Source organism: Acidithiobacillus sp. AC3, assembly GCF_050261095.1.
Taxonomy (GTDB): domain Bacteria; phylum Pseudomonadota; class Gammaproteobacteria; order Acidithiobacillales; family Acidithiobacillaceae; genus Igneacidithiobacillus; species Igneacidithiobacillus copahuensis.
The window spans coordinates 226011-241886 of record NZ_CP189838.1; the positions used below are offsets into that span (position 1 = coordinate 226011).

12 protein-coding genes and 1 pseudogene are annotated in these 15876 nt (G+C 55.9%); 11 read left to right on the plus strand and 2 right to left on the minus strand.

Annotated features, from left to right (window positions below; all coding sequences use genetic code 11):
- The 11 genes and pseudogenes from ACQAYK_RS01040 to ACQAYK_RS01090 all read left to right on the plus strand — a co-directional run bounded on the left by ACQAYK_RS01040 (position 1) and on the right by ACQAYK_RS01090 (position 11753).
- Positions 1-534, plus strand: coding sequence for a hypothetical protein (locus tag ACQAYK_RS01040; RefSeq protein WP_215872648.1), 534 nt, complete (start codon positions 1-3; stop codon positions 532-534).
- A 10-nt stretch (positions 535-544) separates the two neighbouring features.
- Positions 545-1828, plus strand: a complete 1284-nt coding sequence (locus ACQAYK_RS01045; RefSeq protein ID WP_226827350.1) for a PelD GGDEF domain-containing protein — start codon at positions 545-547, stop codon at positions 1826-1828.
- A complete protein-coding gene (locus ACQAYK_RS01050) occupies positions 1825-2727 on the plus strand; it encodes a hypothetical protein (RefSeq protein WP_255789986.1) in 903 nt (300 codons plus the stop codon). The genes ACQAYK_RS01045 and ACQAYK_RS01050 overlap by 4 nt, the downstream gene beginning before the upstream one ends.
- Positions 2727-4223 (plus strand): GT4 family glycosyltransferase PelF, encoded by a 1497-nt coding sequence (pelF, locus tag ACQAYK_RS01055; protein ID WP_215872863.1) that lies wholly within the window; start codon positions 2727-2729, stop codon positions 4221-4223. The genes ACQAYK_RS01050 and pelF overlap by 1 nt, the downstream gene beginning before the upstream one ends.
- Before the next feature lie 2 nt (positions 4224-4225).
- On the plus strand, positions 4226-5596 hold the full coding sequence (gene pelG, locus ACQAYK_RS01060; protein ID WP_215872856.1) for an exopolysaccharide Pel transporter PelG: 1371 nt from the start codon (positions 4226-4228) through the stop codon (positions 5594-5596).
- 181 nt (positions 5597-5777) lie between these two features.
- Complete coding sequence (locus tag ACQAYK_RS01065) at positions 5778-6311, plus strand: NAD-dependent epimerase/dehydratase family protein (RefSeq protein WP_483167742.1); 534 nt, start codon at positions 5778-5780, stop codon at positions 6309-6311.
- Between the two features lie 60 nt (positions 6312-6371).
- Positions 6372-7498 (plus strand): IS3 family transposase gene (locus ACQAYK_RS01070; RefSeq protein ID WP_480082161.1). Its coding sequence is split into 2 segments (ribosomal slippage): positions 6372-6638 and positions 6641-7498, totalling 1125 coding nucleotides; the frame shifts between segments, so codons are not numbered across the junction.
- A gap of 53 nt (positions 7499-7551) precedes the next feature.
- Positions 7552-7971 (plus strand): annotated as a pseudogene (locus ACQAYK_RS01075) (NAD-dependent epimerase/dehydratase family protein); the annotation flags it as partial.
- A 289-nt stretch (positions 7972-8260) separates the two neighbouring features.
- Positions 8261-9400 (plus strand): NAD-dependent epimerase/dehydratase family protein, encoded by a 1140-nt coding sequence (locus ACQAYK_RS01080; protein ID WP_215872858.1) that lies wholly within the window; start codon positions 8261-8263, stop codon positions 9398-9400.
- Complete coding sequence (locus tag ACQAYK_RS01085) at positions 9378-10373, plus strand: NAD-dependent epimerase/dehydratase family protein (protein ID WP_215872859.1); 996 nt, start codon at positions 9378-9380, stop codon at positions 10371-10373. Before ACQAYK_RS01080 ends, ACQAYK_RS01085 begins: the two co-directional genes overlap by 23 nt.
- A 213-nt stretch (positions 10374-10586) precedes the next feature.
- A complete protein-coding gene (locus ACQAYK_RS01090; RefSeq protein WP_215872860.1) occupies positions 10587-11753 on the plus strand; it encodes a MalY/PatB family protein in 1167 nt (388 codons plus the stop codon).
- 18 nt (positions 11754-11771) lie between these two features.
- Here the strand turns inward: ACQAYK_RS01090 and ACQAYK_RS01095 are convergent, their stop codons facing one another.
- Together ACQAYK_RS01095 and ACQAYK_RS01100 are read right to left on the minus strand one after the other, a co-directional pair.
- The gene (locus tag ACQAYK_RS01095) at positions 11772-13163 is read right to left on the minus strand and encodes an NAD(P)/FAD-dependent oxidoreductase (protein WP_215872861.1); all 1392 of its coding nucleotides are present in this window, start codon (positions 13161-13163) and stop codon (positions 11772-11774) included.
- Positions 13164-13193: 30 nt separating this feature from the next.
- On the minus strand, positions 13194-15770 hold the full coding sequence (locus ACQAYK_RS01100; protein WP_483167743.1) for a plasma-membrane proton-efflux P-type ATPase: 2577 nt from the start codon (positions 15768-15770) through the stop codon (positions 13194-13196).
- Positions 15771-15876: the final 106 nt, after the last annotated feature.

A 15876-nucleotide genomic window follows, 5' to 3' on the forward strand; every position in this document is an offset into this window, starting at 1 on the left:
ATGAATTGGCGCGCAGTGGTCGTTTCTGTAGGGCTGATAGCTTCGCTTGGTGGTTGTGCCGGCATGAATGTGCAAACTGCCGGCCCGCTCGCGGATAACAAGGGATCCACCTGGGCAGTGTTGCCCTTTGCCAATAACACCGAGACGCCGATGGCCAATGCCCGTGCGGCGGCGATCGCTGCAGGTACCTTGCAGAGTGAGGGGCGTCCGGTACTCGGGAATCTACCGATCAATACCCGTACCGAAGCCCTTCTTGGTGGCGACTGGAAGCGGGAATATGCGGACGCGTTGCGTCAGGCGCGTGCCGATGGAGCTCGCTATGCCCTCGCGGGAAGTGTCGATGAATGGGATTATCGTGCGGGGATCAATGCCGAACCGGAAGTGGCCATGACGCTGTGGGTAGTCGATGTTGCCAACGATAAAGTGGTTTGGAGTGGGGTGGGGAGTGCCCATGGCGGAAGCCTGGGACGTGGCGGCACGGGAGGAGTTGCGCAACGCCTGATCCAGCGTCTCCTCAATCGCGCGCTACACTAGCATCATGGGTATGTTGACGGCGCTGCCACGACGGAGCGAGGGCTGGCTCGAGGCAATTCTGTTGCCGATCGGTGCATTATTGCTCAGTAATTTTCTGCGTCCCCACGATCCCCTGTTGTTCACCCAGGGATTTCCTTGGTTGATGCTGATTCCCTTGCTTATCGCGTTGCGTTACGCGTTCCTGCCGGCACTGGCTTCCATGATGATCCTGGCAAGTAATTTTCTCTGGCATCCCTATCCGCTGGGAGTCAGCCTGGAGCTGGCTGCCGGTACGTTGTTGGTGGTCCTCATTGCCGCGGAGTTCAGTGCGTACTGGTTTCGGCGTGAGACCGGACGTGCGCTCGAGGAAGAAATTACCGCGACCCGGTTACGCCAGCTCGCCGATGATCTCTACGTCACCAGAATCTCCCTCGATCGCCTGGAGCAAAGTCTGCTCTACAAACCCGTCTCGGTGCGTAGTGCCCTAGAAGATCTGCGACGTAGTCTCATTGCCAATCGAGGTATCCTGAACCAGGAGATCGTGTCCCGAGTCTTGTATTTTCTGAATCAGCTTGCCGGGCTCCAGGTCGCTGCCTGGTATTCTCGCTCCGGTGCGAATGCGCATCCCGTCTTGCTGGCGAGCTTCGGTGACGTTGCCGCTTTGAATGAGTTGGATCCTGTTTGGTACCACGCCGTTGCCCAAAGTCATAGCCAGAACATTGCAGGCCTTGATTTGGCACAGATTCAGCAATATCTGTCTGTCCATGTCCACCGGGAAGAAGTCGGAGTCGCATATTATCTCGCCATTGAAGAGATGTCTTTTTTTGCTATTAGCAGAGAAAACTTGCAGATCGTAGAAGTTTTATTTCAGTATCTTTGTAACTATTCCAACGCGGTTCAATTTTCACAGCAATTACTGCAACGTTGGTCCGATTGTCCGCCAGAGTTCGCTGTTGATTTTCTGCAACTGCAGCGTTTGGCAAAAATCGTGGTGCATGTGGGATTCTGTGTTCGCTACGTTCTGCGGGATGCCCAGCAAGCGGAGGCGATTGTGCGAAGCATGGAGAACCTGCGTCGCGGATTGGATGTGTTGTGGCTGCATCGCGGTGATAACGGGCTGTATCTGCTGGTACTGCTGCCATTTTCCGGCCAGAGTGCGGTCGAGGGCTACCTGCGGCGAGTGGAAACACAGATCCAGGAAAGCTGCCCAAACGATTGGGAAAAGGTATTTCAACGAAGAGATGCCTTAGAGCTTGATGGCAGAGACGCTGTTGTCCAGATTCGTGCCTTCCTCGAAGAGGGAGATTCGCCGTGACCTTGGTCGCTATCCTCTATTTTTTAATCGCCTTGATGGCATCGTTAGGGGCGAGCATCATTGTACCCCGAGAGAGGGCGTCACAAGGTTGGTTGCCAGCGTGGCTGCTGTTTCTGATGCTCAGCGTTTTTCTCCCATTGCTGGGCGCGGTGCTTGCCCTAATCTATGCGATTGCGCTGCGTTCCGTGCGGCACCGTATTCACGTTGCCGAAGTCGAGCCGATTCTCGTCCCAGCGCCTGCGCGAGATTTTCGCTTGCGCATTTCTGCTGCCTCAGAGGGGGCGGTGGCAGGTCGGCTAGGAGGATCCAGGAATCTTGGTCAGAGGGTGGAAGCGCTTTCCCAGATCGTTTCCTCCCGTTTTGCCGAACAAACCCGTTTGCTTCGCGCCGCGTTACGTGACGAGGCCGAAGAGGTCCGCTTGCTGGCCTACGCAGCCCTCGATCAGCGCGAACAGGAAAATACGGAACTCTTGTTGGATCTGCAGCAGGATATTGAGCACCATTCCAGCCCCCGCTTGCGCCAGCGGCTGCAGGATTATCTAGCCTGGTTGCATTGGAACATCGAACACACAGATTCTCGTGAGCTGGCCGATCCGGTACTGCGCAAAGAGGAAACGAAGCCTGAGCTTGGGCCCGATGATCAAGCTGTGGAACAGGCGCCAGCTATGCTGCGAGGGCTGCGAGCGTTGGAGATGGGCGCTGTAGGCCAGGCGATGGAGCTTTTTCAGCAAGCCGAGCAGGCAAACGTGGCATCAAGTGTGCTGGCACCGTATCGGGCGGCCGCGCTTTATCGGCAACGTGATGTCCGGCGTTTGCAGATGCTTTATAGAAAGCATCCAGAGGTGCTGCTCTCCCCGCGCTACAGTGCGTCCTATCGTTTCTGGTTAGGTCAGAAATGATGATACGTACATCGGCCCAAGCCGTGGATGTCCTACTGATTCTTGAAGGGACTTTTCCCTACGTCCGCGGCGGAGTCTCGTCTTGGGTAAATCGCATGATGCAAGGGTTTCCCGAGTATCGTTTCGGCATCATTTTTTTAGGGAGTGCCCGTGACGAATACACCGCCACGCCTTATGCATTACCGGAGAACGTAGACTATTTTGCGGAATATTTCCTCCATGACAGTAACGAGCTTCCACCGAAAAAGGTTGAATTATGGGCTAAGCGAGCGGATTTGCAGTCGGTTGAAGTTGCTCACGAGCAAATGAAACATTGTATCGCCGGCAAGCAAGAGGGGCTCAATCTTGCCGCTTATGCGAATAACTTTTCGATGAGTCAGCAGACTTTTTTGTATTCCGAAGCGATATGGGAGTATTTCCTCGCGCGTTATGCAGAGATCCCTGACCAGCCCCCCTTCATCGATTATTTTTGGACGATTCGCGGTATGCATGCCCCCCTCTGGGTGATGCAGAAAGCCATGGAAAATGCACCCCAGGCCAAGATCATGCATTGTCCCTCAACCGGCTATGCCGGCTACTTGGGCGCCCTACTCAGCCACCAGCAAGGTCGGCCGTTGCTCATTTCCGAGCATGGCATCTATACCAAGGAGCGCCGTATCGACCTGATGCTGGCCCGCTGGATCCAGGAAGACGAAGAATTCTTGCAGCGCGCCGGGCACATCCATTATCTACGGCAGCTCTGGATCAATTTTTTTGCCCTGCTCGGTAAAATAGCCTACAGCCAAGCCCATAAAATCATCAATCTTTACAGTGGTGTGATTTCGTTGCAGGTTGCCGATGGCGCCAGCCCCGATAAGTTGCAAACGATTCCCAACGGGATTGCGGTAGAGAAATTTGTCTCCTGTCGCCGAGACTATGCCGAGAGGCAGGATATTGTGGCATTGATTGGACGAGTGGTCCCAATCAAGGACATCAAGACTTTTATCCGCGCCGCTGCAGTTGCCCGCGACCAGGGTCGTAGTACCCGTTTCTGGATTGTTGGCCCCACGGAAGAGGACGAGGAGTATTTCGCGGAGTGCATGCTGCTGCTGCGCCATCTTCGGCTGGAAAATCAGGTGGAGTTTTTGGGTTTTCGTGCCGTCACTGAGATACTGCAGGATGTGCGACTCACGGTATTGAGTTCCATTAGCGAGGGGCTGCCACTGTCGGTTCTCGAGAGTTTTGCGGCGGGTGTTCCCGTGGTCAGTACCGATGTAGGCTCCTGTCGGGGACTCATCCTCGGCGCGAACGCAGATCATCCGCGTGCCGCCGGAAAGGTAGTACCTATCGCAGACGCGCAGGCGATGGCGAAAGCAATATACGAGCTCCTGGACAATCCTGCGGAGTGGCGTCGCTGTAGCGAGCAGGCGATCGAACGTGTGGAGAGCCAGTATCGCGAAGAGCAGATGTTTGCAGCGTATCGACAGTTGTACGACCAGTCTCTGAGAAGGAATTGACGATGGCCGGCATTGGTTTTGAGTTGCGTCGTATTCTCCGCCGAAATAGCTACTTGGCGCTGATCGAGGCCTATGGCTACGCCGGCATTGTCTCATCCGGACCATGGCTGCTATCGATTTTTGGAATACTGCTCCTTGGTTTCCTGGCTGTCAGCGACCGATCGGCAACGCTACCCATCATTCAGTTTCAGGTCTCTGTCACTTACCTGATTGCAGTATCGCTCATTTTTACCGGGCCAATGCAATTGCTGTTTACCCGATACATCGCCGATATGCTTTTTGCACGGCAGGCACGTTCCGTAGTGACGATATTGCTCACCATGCTGGTAACGGCAATTGTTCCGGGCGCGATATTCGCGATCCTGGTCCTGCTGTTTTTGTTTCAAGGGACGTCTCTGGTTTACCAGATTCTCATGGGATTCAGTTTTGTCGAACTCTGTGGTGTATGGGTGCTGACGATCATGGGCACCAGTCTGAAGGACTATAAAGCGCTAGTGAGTTGGTATTTCCTCGCCTATGCAACAGTCATATTATTGGGAGTTTTTGGGGGTCGCCACTGGGGATTGCCGGGTTACCTTGCAGCATTTGCGGTGGGCCAAATGATTCTGTTGTTAGGCCTGGGTATCACCGTTATAAGAGAGTTTCCGGGGTATCTGAAATGGCCGAAAAAGCGTGCCAATCGCTTGTTTTGGTCACTTTCTCTGGTTGGTCTGGCTTTCAATGCGGCCATTTGGGCAGATAAGTTTCTTTTTTGGTTTGATCCAGCAACTGGTGAGCAGGTCATCGGACCGCTATATGCCTCACCGATCTATGACGTGCCCATTTTTCTCAGTTATCTCACCATCGTGCCGGGACTCGCGGTGTTTCTGTTCCGTCTGGAAACCGATTTCGTAGAGGCATATCAATCGTACAATCGAGCGATCGTTGAGGGTGGAACATTGGCGGAGTTGCACGCCGCCAAGATCGGCATGGTCATGGCGACGCGAGCCGGACTATGGGACATCGCCAAAATCCAAGGGGCGACGGTTCTCCTCGCTTTTGCCTTCACGCCGCAACTGCTGCACGTTTTGGGTTACTCACAGAACTATGCCAGAATTTTTGAGTTTGACGTTGTCGGCGTAAGCTTGCAGCTCTTGCTTATGAGCCTGTTGAACGTCTATTTTTATCTTGATTTGCGTGTTCGGGCGATGGTGTTGAGTGTTTTGTTTTTTATCGGGAACCTGTTTTTTACTTGGTTGACACTGCGTGCGGGACCGTTTTTCTATGGTATGGGATTCGTCATCGCACTGTTTTTGGTGGACACGCTGGGAATTTATCTTCTCGCCCGCGATCTTGAGCGGATTGACTACCTGACTTTTATCCGCGCACGTTGAGCGTTGGTGATGAGTAAGAAAGGAGAAGTTCTGTCGTTTTGAGTATCGGGAAAATCGCAAAAGCAGCGGATAGTGAGTAGTGCAAGAGGGCCGGTCCATTAATCAGAAGTTCGGCCATGTATGGAGTATATAGGGAGTGATACGTGCCATTTAGGTTTCCGGTGGTACTTGTTCATAGGAGATGAAAATAATGAGGGAGCGGATACTGGTTATTGGCGGTGCGGGCTTTATTGGTTCCCATACAGTCGACCACTTGCTGGCAGAGGGCTACGCGGTGCGAGTTCTCGACGATTTTTCTACGGGCCATCGTGAAAATCTACCGAATAGCCATCCGCAGCTGGAAATCATCGTTGGCAGTGTCGAGGATGCAACGATCTTGCAGACGGCTGTTGCAGGGGTGAGTGCGGTCCTGTATCTGGCTGCCCAGGTTTCCGTACAGCGTAGTCTGGAAGATCCTGTGCGGTCCGCTGAGCAGAATATCGTCGGATTCGTGCGGGTGTTGGAGCGGGCGCGTCGCCATTCGCTGCGGGTGGTATACGCTTCTTCGGCGGCAGTCTACGGTGATCCAGAGGTGTTGCCCGTGCAAGAAACGGCTCCGCTACGCCCCATCTCGCCCTATGGCCTGGAAAAATACAGTAATGAGCTCTATGCGGAGTTGTTTGGGCGCTTGTATGGTCTGTCTCAGCTTGGTCTGCGTTACTTCAACGTGTATTGAAGTGGCCCCCGAAAGTTGGACAAGGGGTTAAGCTCTGGGCTTCAGGAAAGGAGTCGAGGGATGAAGGGAAAACGCAAGCAGTACAAGCCGGAATTCAAGGCGCAGGTAGCCCTGGCGGCCTTGCAGGGCGATAAGACGATGGCCGAGCTGGCGCAAGAATTTGGGGTACACCCCACCATGATCAATGCCTGGCGCCGGCAGCTGGTGGAGCATGCGGCCACGGCCTTTGAACGGGGAAAGTCCCGGACCGAGGAGCCCGTGGACGTGCAGGCTTTGTATCGGAAGATCGGACAGCTGGAGATGGAACGCGATTTTTTAGCCTCCAGGCCCGGTCTCATGTCTCGGATCGGGAAAGGCGCCAAATGATCGACCGGGCCCAAACCCCAGTTTCTGTGCAACGGCAATGCGCTCTTTTGGGCGTGCCCCGCAGTACGGTCTATTACCGCGCGCATCCTCGGCCGATGGGCGACGGGCTGTTGCGGGCGATCGATCGCCTCTACACCGCCTTTCCATTCATGGGTAGGCGGCAGATCCATCGGATGCTGAAAGCGGAGAATGTCGTGGTCAACCGCAAAACGGTACACCGGGCCATGCGTATCCTCGACATTGCCGCGGTGGCGCCCGGACCACACACCAGCAAGCCCCATCCCCAGCACCCAAAATATCCTTATCTGTTGCGTGGCGTGACGGTGGACCGTCCCCACCAGGTCTGGTCCGCGGATGTGACCTATCTGCCCATGGCACGAGGATTTCAATACCTCGTAGCCGTAGTGGACTGGTTCAGTCGTAAGGTGTTGTCCTGGCGGGTTTCCAACAGTCTTGATGCGGGTTTCTGCGTAGAGGCCCTGAAAGAGGCCATACGCCGCTATGGCACCCCCGAGATCTTCAACACGGATCAGGGCGCTCAGTTCACCGCGGAGTCCTTCCTCTCTGTACTCCGCCAGCACGGCATTCGAATCAGTATGGACGGCAAAGGCCGGGCCCTAGATAACGTCTTTGTCGAACGGCTTTGGCGCACCGTCAAATACGAGCACGTCTACCTGCGGCCAGCAGAAACTGGAACCGAGCTGAAAGCTGGCCTCAGAGCCTACTTCGACTGGTATAATGCCGAAAGACCGCACTCCTCTCTGGGAGACAGAACACCCGATGTGGTCTATGCAGAAGGTTTACAAAGGCTGGTGGCCTGACCCGCCATGGAAACAGGTTCAGAGCTTAATCACTCCAGCAGGCTGTCCAATCCAGGGGGGCCACCTCATATGGGCCACGACAGGATCCTCACTCGCCTTACAGTGGCGTGATTTCTCGCTTCGTCGAGCAGCTTCATTCCCGGCAGCCGCTGACGGTGCGCGGGGATGGGCTTCAGGAGCGTGATTTTATTCATGTCGCCGATGTCGCGCGCGCGAATCTGGCGGCGTTGAGGGGGACTGTCAACGGTGTCGTCAATGTTGCTAGTGGTACGGCAACGACTATTGGGGAGCTAGCCGAACTTCTGATCGAGCTGAATCTTGGTGAGGGAGAGATGCAATGGGTGCCCCGGCAGTCCGGTGACATCCGTCATTCCCAGGCGGATGTGAGTCGTATGCAGCAGGTCCTTGGACAAGCAAATATTCCTCTGAACCGCGGCCTGCGCACCCTTTTGGAGCGCTGTTCTGCAGCGTAATTGTGGGCTTGGCTTTGTAATCTACCTATCGCAGATGTTTTTGTATGATTGCTGTAACAAATACAACCATATGATTAAAAAAGGATTGGTGAATTCGACAACGAGCGCGTATCGTTTCTGATACAGATAGCAGTATAAGCGTTTTCTAATATAATATGAATACAGCAACATACGGTCTGGCATACTTTCTGCTTAAATTCTCCTAGGTCTGGCGGTGAGTCTGGTTTTGTGCGATGACAGCGAGTCATGCCAGGGGATAGAACGTGGCGCTGCACAGCAGGGGGTCGGAATGTTGAAGGAAATCAGCGGTGGGTCGGGAGCTGCAAAACTAGAGCAATTACGAGAGAATTTTCATGCCAAAAGGGTTCTGATTACTGGCGGATTTGGCTTCGTCGGCGGGCATATGGCGCACCGAATGCTGCAGTGTGGCGCAGAGGTGACGGTATTGGACATCGATACTTCTAGCGAACGCCTGTCGATGATCAATTGCTCCCGACTGCGTCTCCGCGACAAGCTGAATATCGTGGAAGCCGATGTGACCGATAAGGCAGCCATGCAGGAAATTATTGATCAAAACCGCTTCCACTATATTTTCCATTTTGCTGCCTATGCGTCGGTGATCGAAAAGGCACTGACAGCACCATACGACACGATCATGGCGAATACCATGGGTTGGATCAACGTGTTGGAGGCATGTCGCTTGTCAGCCCACAAACCTCGCATGATTTTCCTCGCGTCCACGGATAAAGTCTATGGCGAGATGGAGGGTGACTCGTATTTTGAGCATCAGACCCCGTTGCGAGGCATTGGGGTATATGATTCGGCCAAGCTTGCTGCCGACGTGTTTTCACGAACGTATCATGAAGCCTTTCAGTTGCCTACAGTGACCCTGCGGATGTGTAATATCTATGGTCCCTATGATTTCAATACTGGCTACCGTCTTCTGCCAAAAGCCATGCAAAGCATGTTTGCTGAGGCTGAACCGGTCGCTCCGGAGTTATATTTCGACGCCATTGAACACCAGCGGGACTACCTCTTTGTGGACGAGTTGATCAATGCCATCATTCTGCTGGCGTACTGCGCCGCCTGTCGGGGGGAGGTGTATAATCTGGCTGGAGGCACGTATCTGGGAACACCTGCCATGCTTCGCACCATTGTCGAGATGGCGGCGGAAGTGGAGGCGGAGGTGGATCCGAAGCGTGCGCGTACCATTCTCACCAATGGCATTGCTGTCAAGGTGCATGCCACTGCCTCGACCGTGCATGCCATAACGAAGCAACACCTGAATGGTGAAAAGCTTAAGAACGATACTGGCTTTCAGCCAACGACCGAGTTCCTCGATACCTTGAAACAGACCATTCGTTTTTATCGTGAGCACTATCGTTCTGCCAGTGAGGACGTGCAGCATGGCCAGCTTTTGGCAGGGTAAAAACTGTCTGGTAACCGGTGGGGCGGGCTTTGGAGGTGGACATCTGTGTGAGCGGTTGCTCGCCCTGGGTGCCCGAGTCTTCGTCCTGGATCGATTGGTCTCTCCCTGGTCTTATTTTCAGATCCAGGGTCTTGATCGGCATGCCCAGGTCTGGCTCGGTGATATCCGTGATGGTGACTTCGTCCGCCTGAACCTCTCCCGCTTTGCCATCGACACGATATTCCATCTGGCTGCCCAGCCGATCGTCCCCACCAGCAACGTCCTGCCCTGGGAGACGCTCAGTGTCAATGCCATGGGGACCTACACGTTGCTTGAGGCAATGCGGAATGTCGACACAGTGGAACGCATGGTTTTTGCCTCCAGTGGTGCCTATTACGGAATGACCACCGATGAAAGGGCCTTGCGAGAGTCCGACCCGCCCTTAGACGCTAACAATATCTATGCCTCGTCAAAGGTCGCAGGTGATTGTGTTGCGCGCAGTTATGCCAGGATCTATGACCTGCAAATTGGTGTCTGTCGTTTTATGAATACCTACGGCCCAGGCGATATCAATTTTAGCCGCTTGGTTCCGAGGGCCATCTACAATCTACTCGAAGGCCAGGACTACGATTTTGGCGCCCGGGATGACGGAAGTTCCAGGCTGGATTTTCTATATATCGCCGATATGGCGGATGCCTACCTGAAACTGGGCGAATCTTTGGGGAACCACGGTGGTAAGGCCTTCAATTTCGGTACCGGTACGGCGACTTCCATCACTGATGTCGCTACGGAATTAAGTTGGCTATACGACGGAGAGCGGCGTACACCTATTTTTCGCGGGGATCCACGCAGCAAACCAGCGATAAAATACCTAGAAATCGAGCGCGCCCGTCTAGATCTAGGGTGGGTGCCGGAGACGTCGTTGGCCGATGGTCTACGTGCAACCCTGGACTGGTATGCAGACCACTGGGAAAAGTTGCGTCATGCCTCCTAGGCTCTTGCGGATGCTCCGCAGCTGGCTCCGCACGCAACCCCTATGGTCGGATTACTCCTGTCTTGATTAGGCTTGCTGAAAGATTGCGAACTGGGCTTGTTTGGCCCCCGGCTGGTATGATCATGCTGGTAGAATTGCTCCAGCACGGAAATGTCCATCCCAGCTGGGCCCAAAGATAGATATGGACATCTCGATCAGCTCAGGAAATGCCGCATGATGGAAGCCCGGTTCGACTTTGATGGCGTGGTAGATCGCTGGGATTCGGATAGCGTGAAATGGGCGGGAGCGCGACAGAAATTCGGCAGGCCGGTGTTTCCGATGTGGGTTGCCGACATGGATTTCCCGGTCGCGCCCAATATTTTGCGCGCTTTGGAAGAGCGTCTGGCAGAGCCGGTGTTAGGGTACCCGGATCATGATGAAATAGTGCACGAAGCGGCGGCTGACTGGTGGCGCAAACGCTATTCCTGGACGGTCAGTACAGACGAGATCATCCTGGTCCAGGGGGTGGTGCCGGCACTGAATGCCGCGCTTCGCGCATTTTCCCAGCCGGACGATGGAATCATCGTCATGCCACCGATCTATCCCCCATTTTTTGCTGCCGTAACGGGGCAGGGCAGGCGCTTGATCTCTGTACCCTTGCGCAAGGATGCGGGCCTTCGCTACGAAATCGACTTTGCGTCCCTGGCAGCACAACTGCCGCAGGCGCGGCTCTTGCTGCTCTGTTCCCCGCACAATCCGGTGGGGCGGGTGTGGACCCCAGAGGAGTTACAGCAGTTGGTCTCCCTCTGCCAGCGTCATGGGGTACGAATTATCAGTGACGAAATTCATGCCGACCTCAGCCGTCCCGACCAGGTCCACACCCCCATGGGAAAGCTGGATCCCCGCGCCATCGTCCTCGCCTCGGCAAGCAAGAGCTTCAATATTGCAGGACTTGGGGGGGCGGTAGCATGGCTCCGGGGTGACGAAGCCAAAGCTCAGTTTGTGGAAGAACTACGGCGTAGCGGTATCCTCGGTACCCACACCTTCGCCAAGGCCGCCCTGCGTGCGGCCTGGCAGGAAGGGGGGCCGTGGTTGCAGGCCTTGCAGAGCTACCTTGGTGATAATGCCCAGTTCCTGGAGTCCTTTTTGCAGAGGCACCTGCCAGAGATTGGCTTTCGGAAGCCGGATTTTGGCTATTTGGCGTGGCTGGATCTCCGTGCCTGGGGGTTGAGCGACGCAGAAATCGAGGCGAGGATCCTCGATGCCGGCTTGGGCCTGAATTGGGGCCCGTCCTTTGGTGAGGGTGGGTCTGGTTTTGTTCGCCTCAACTTTGGAACGCCGCGGAAGCTCTTGGCAGACGGCCTGGATCTGCTGCGCAAGGCGGCCGCTGCGCAGGCCTGAGCGGGGCTCATCCCGGATTCAGGCAGGCGATTCCACACAGGGGTGCTGCCCTTGAAAATGTTTGTGCAGGGCATCGCCGGTAGCGGCAACCAGGGGATGCAGGGACGGTGTCAGGCGCGGTTGGCTGCCGAATTGCATGCTCGCCAGATCGGGTGCGGTGGCGCGCATCTGTACGGCAAGGCCAATGGTATTGACGAGCTCGCCGGTCGTGGTACCACCCAGTATTTGTCCTCCCAATAGCTGTAGGGAATCGCGGGCGAAGATGACGCGGCAGTAGATTTCCGTGGTATTGGGCATGGCCGCCGGATGATGATCAGGCAAGCGGGCCTCGCCGACGAGGATGGGAAAGCCTTCCTGTTCTGCCTGGTGCTCGGTCATGCCGGCAACACCAAAGGCCAAACCATCGATTTCACTGGCATAGACGCTGACCGATCCGGCATTGAAACGCAACTCCCGCAATCCATAGAGATTCATCCCGGCAATGCGTCCTTCGGCGGCGGCCTGCGAAGCGATCATGGCGTGACTGGCCTTGCGGGTAAAAAAATCCTGTTTGTGTGCACAATCACCCACGGCAAAAATGTGTGGGTCTTCGCGACTGCGCTGGAAGGCGTCTACCCAGACTCCCCCCGAGCGACTCAGGGTAAGGCCCATGTCCTGCGCCAGCTGGGTGCGAGGACGGGTGCCGATAGCGACCAATACCGCATCGACGGGCAGAAGATCCTGCCCGGCGATCTGCACCCCGGCGACCTGTTTGCCCGAGGCGTCGGCGATTACTGCCTCTACCTTGCAGCCGGTATGGATCTGTACCCCATGTTTTTGCAACTGTTTTTCCACTGCGGTACAGGCATAGAGATCGAAGGCGGCCTGCATCAGATGCGGCATCATCTCGATGATGTGCACTTCGATCCCCCGTTTGCGGATCTCATCGGCAAATTCCACACCAATGAAGCCCCCGCCAATGATCGCCAGGCGCTTGACCTTGGGGATCAGGGTGCTGAAGAGTTGATCGAGGTAGTTGTAGTCCTTCTGGATACTGAATACTCCCGCGAGATCAAGGCCGGAGATGGGGGGAATGAAATTGTCGGCACCGGTGGCGAGAACCAGGCGCTCCCAGTGGATGACATCGCCATTGTCCAGGCTGGCTGTCCGCTGCTGCCGATCCACCTGCTTGACCTGGCCGATCTGCAACTGGCCACCTGCCGCCAGTAGCGGCGCGCGCCCTGCCATATCCTCGTCGGTGCCGCCCAGGGTACCGAAGATGTAGGGAATGCCACAGGGGATGACTGCGTCACTCTCTGGACGTACCACCAGTACTTTTTTATGCGGTGAAAACTGCGCTGCGGTGATCCCGCACATCATGCCCGCGGGGCCGCCACCAATGATCAAGACATCCGTAGTTTGTTCCGCCATCTGTCTTTCCTCCCGTGGATTTCGAACTCTTTACTTTTCCTGATCTTTTTTCGCGTGCAAGAGGCCCTGTACCTGGCGTCGCAGCGCGGCATCTCCCGCCTCGATCTCGGCAATCATGGGATGCAGAGAGCGATTGAGGGTGTTGAGAAAACGCAGCTGATGCCCTTGCCGATGATCCATGGCACGATGGATGGCGAGCTTGGCGAAGTCTGCGACAAGCATCCACACAATGTTGTAGGCCCAGACCAGGCCAATCGCCACCCAGGGAATGGCCGGCATCAACCAGCCGAAGGCGACGATGGCAATGCCAACGATCTGCGTACCGAGGATGGCAAGCAGCAGGATGGGGGCTGGATACGGTGGCTTCCAGAAAGGGCCACGGGTGCGCGTCAGAAAGAGCATCAAATGCCCGCCGGCGATAAGTTGTAAAAACATCAGGGTTTGCAGTTCCCAGTTGGGCAGCTGAAAGGCAAAACGGCCCAGCAGATACAGCATCAAGGTGCCGCCCAAAGCCAGCAGGCCCATCATCGAGGCCAGACTGAGCACCCGCGTCATCTCCCAATGCACCGGATTTTCCTGCACCGCAGTACGGTCCCAGGCAATGCTCATGATGGGGATGTCATCGAGCAAGGAAAGAAGCACTACCATGATTGCCGTGAGCGGGTAGGAATTGAAGATCAGCATGGTGATGACGACAAAAAAGAGGATATCGAGGGTCATGGCGATGCGATACACGGTGTAGCTCATCATCCGCTCGAAAATGCGCCGGGCTTCCTCTACCGCCTTGACGATGACATTCAGGCCCGGAGCCGTGAGGATCAGCGCCGCGGCCGCACGGGCAGCGTCGGTCGCGCCGGACACGGCAATGCCGACATCCGCCTGTTTGAGTGCGGGAGCGTCATTCACGCCATCGCCGGTCATGGCGACGATATGTCCGCGCTGCTGCAAGACCTTGACGATGGCATATTTGTGCTCGGGGAATACCTGCGCAAAGCCATCGGCCTTTTCGATTTCCGCACCCAAGCCATCTGCGAGCTGCCCGGTTTCGGCGTACTTCGATAGGCGTTCGTCGACGGTCAGGATGTGGGTGCCGAGATGCAATTGTCCAGCAATTTCGCTGGCGATGGCCTGATGGTCACCGGTCACCATCTTGACTTCGATGCCATGCTGCTGCGCCTCAATGATGGTGTCCTTGGAATCAACCCGTGGTGGATCGAAGAGCGAGAGAATACCGAGAAACTGCCAACTGGCACCGTCGTCATCAGAGCGGGTGACCCCTAGGGTGCGGAAGCCTTTGGCGGCAAAGTCCTCTACCGCCTTTTCTGCCTTGCTGCGCGCATCACCGTCCAGTTTGGCCATATCCATGAGAACTTGGGGAGCGCCCTTGGAGGTACGGAAGTGCTTGCCGTCTGGACCCTGGATTTGTCCTTCCGTGCGCTTGGAAACGGGATCGAAGGGGATGAACTTGTCCTGCTGAAAACCTTGCAGTTGCTTGGCCTTATCCTGCAGGCCAGCGAGCACGGCCAGATCGATGGCATCGGCATCTTCGGCGCGGGAGGCGAGAGCAGCGGCAACAATCACCTCCTGCTCCTCCTTGGCCTGAAAGAGCACGGTATCTCCCAGAGTGATCTTGTTTTGCGTCAGGGTGCCGGTCTTGTCCGAGCAGAGAATGTCGACCCCGGCCATTTCCTCAATGGAGGTCAGGCGGGACACGATCGCTTTCATGCGCGACAAGGCTAAGGCCCCCAACGCCATGGTCACGGACAGCACGGCAGGCATGGCGACAGGGATGGACGCCACGACGACGACCAGAATGAAGGCCAGCAGCTCCAAGAACGGCAGCCCTCGCACCAGCTCGACGACAATCAGGATCGTCGATAGGACCAGGGCGAGGATGATGAGGAAATTGCCGATGCCAAGCACGGCCTTCTGAAAGTGGGAAACGGGGGCCGCCTTCTGCACCAGACTTGCCGTGCGGCCAAAGAGGGTCTTGCTGCCGGTGGCATAGACCAGGGCGAGCATCTCCCCCTGCTTGGCGATGGTTCCGGAGTAGGCCACCGCCCCGGGCTTTTTGTTGACGGGCAGCGATTCGCCGGTCAGCGCCGATTGATCGACGGCAAGATAGTCGCCGGAAAAGAGTTTGACATCGGCGGGCAGCACATCTCCCAGACGCACGCGAATGACATCCCCCGGTACCAGGGTGCCGGCATCGATTTCCTGCCACTGGCCATCGCGCAGAGCACGCGCTTTGAGCGCTAGTTGGTTTTTTAGGGCCTTGAGGGCGTCGGCAGCGCCTTTTTCCTCCCAGAAGCCAATGCCACCGTTGATCAGCAGCATGGCGAAGATTACAAAAAAGCTCTTCCAGTCGTCATTGATGGCGGATAACACCGCGGCGACTTCGATCATCCACGGGATAGGGCCCCAAAAGTAGGAGAGCAGCCGGTGCCACAGGGGAATTTCCTTTTCATGTAAGGCATTTTCGCCATACTGCTGTAGTCGTTGTGTCGCCTCTGCGGCACTGAGCCCCTTTTCGTTGCTGTCGAGCGCCTGAAAAGCAGCTTCGGGCGCCATCTGTTCCCATTCTTTTGGGTCGTGTTCCACTGCCATTTTGCACACCTCCCCGTGCGGTTCATGAATACGTATCTTCGATAACCGGACACGCCTATAGGATAGTGCAAGTCAGGAATGTCTGCGTTTTCTGATAAAGGCCCCG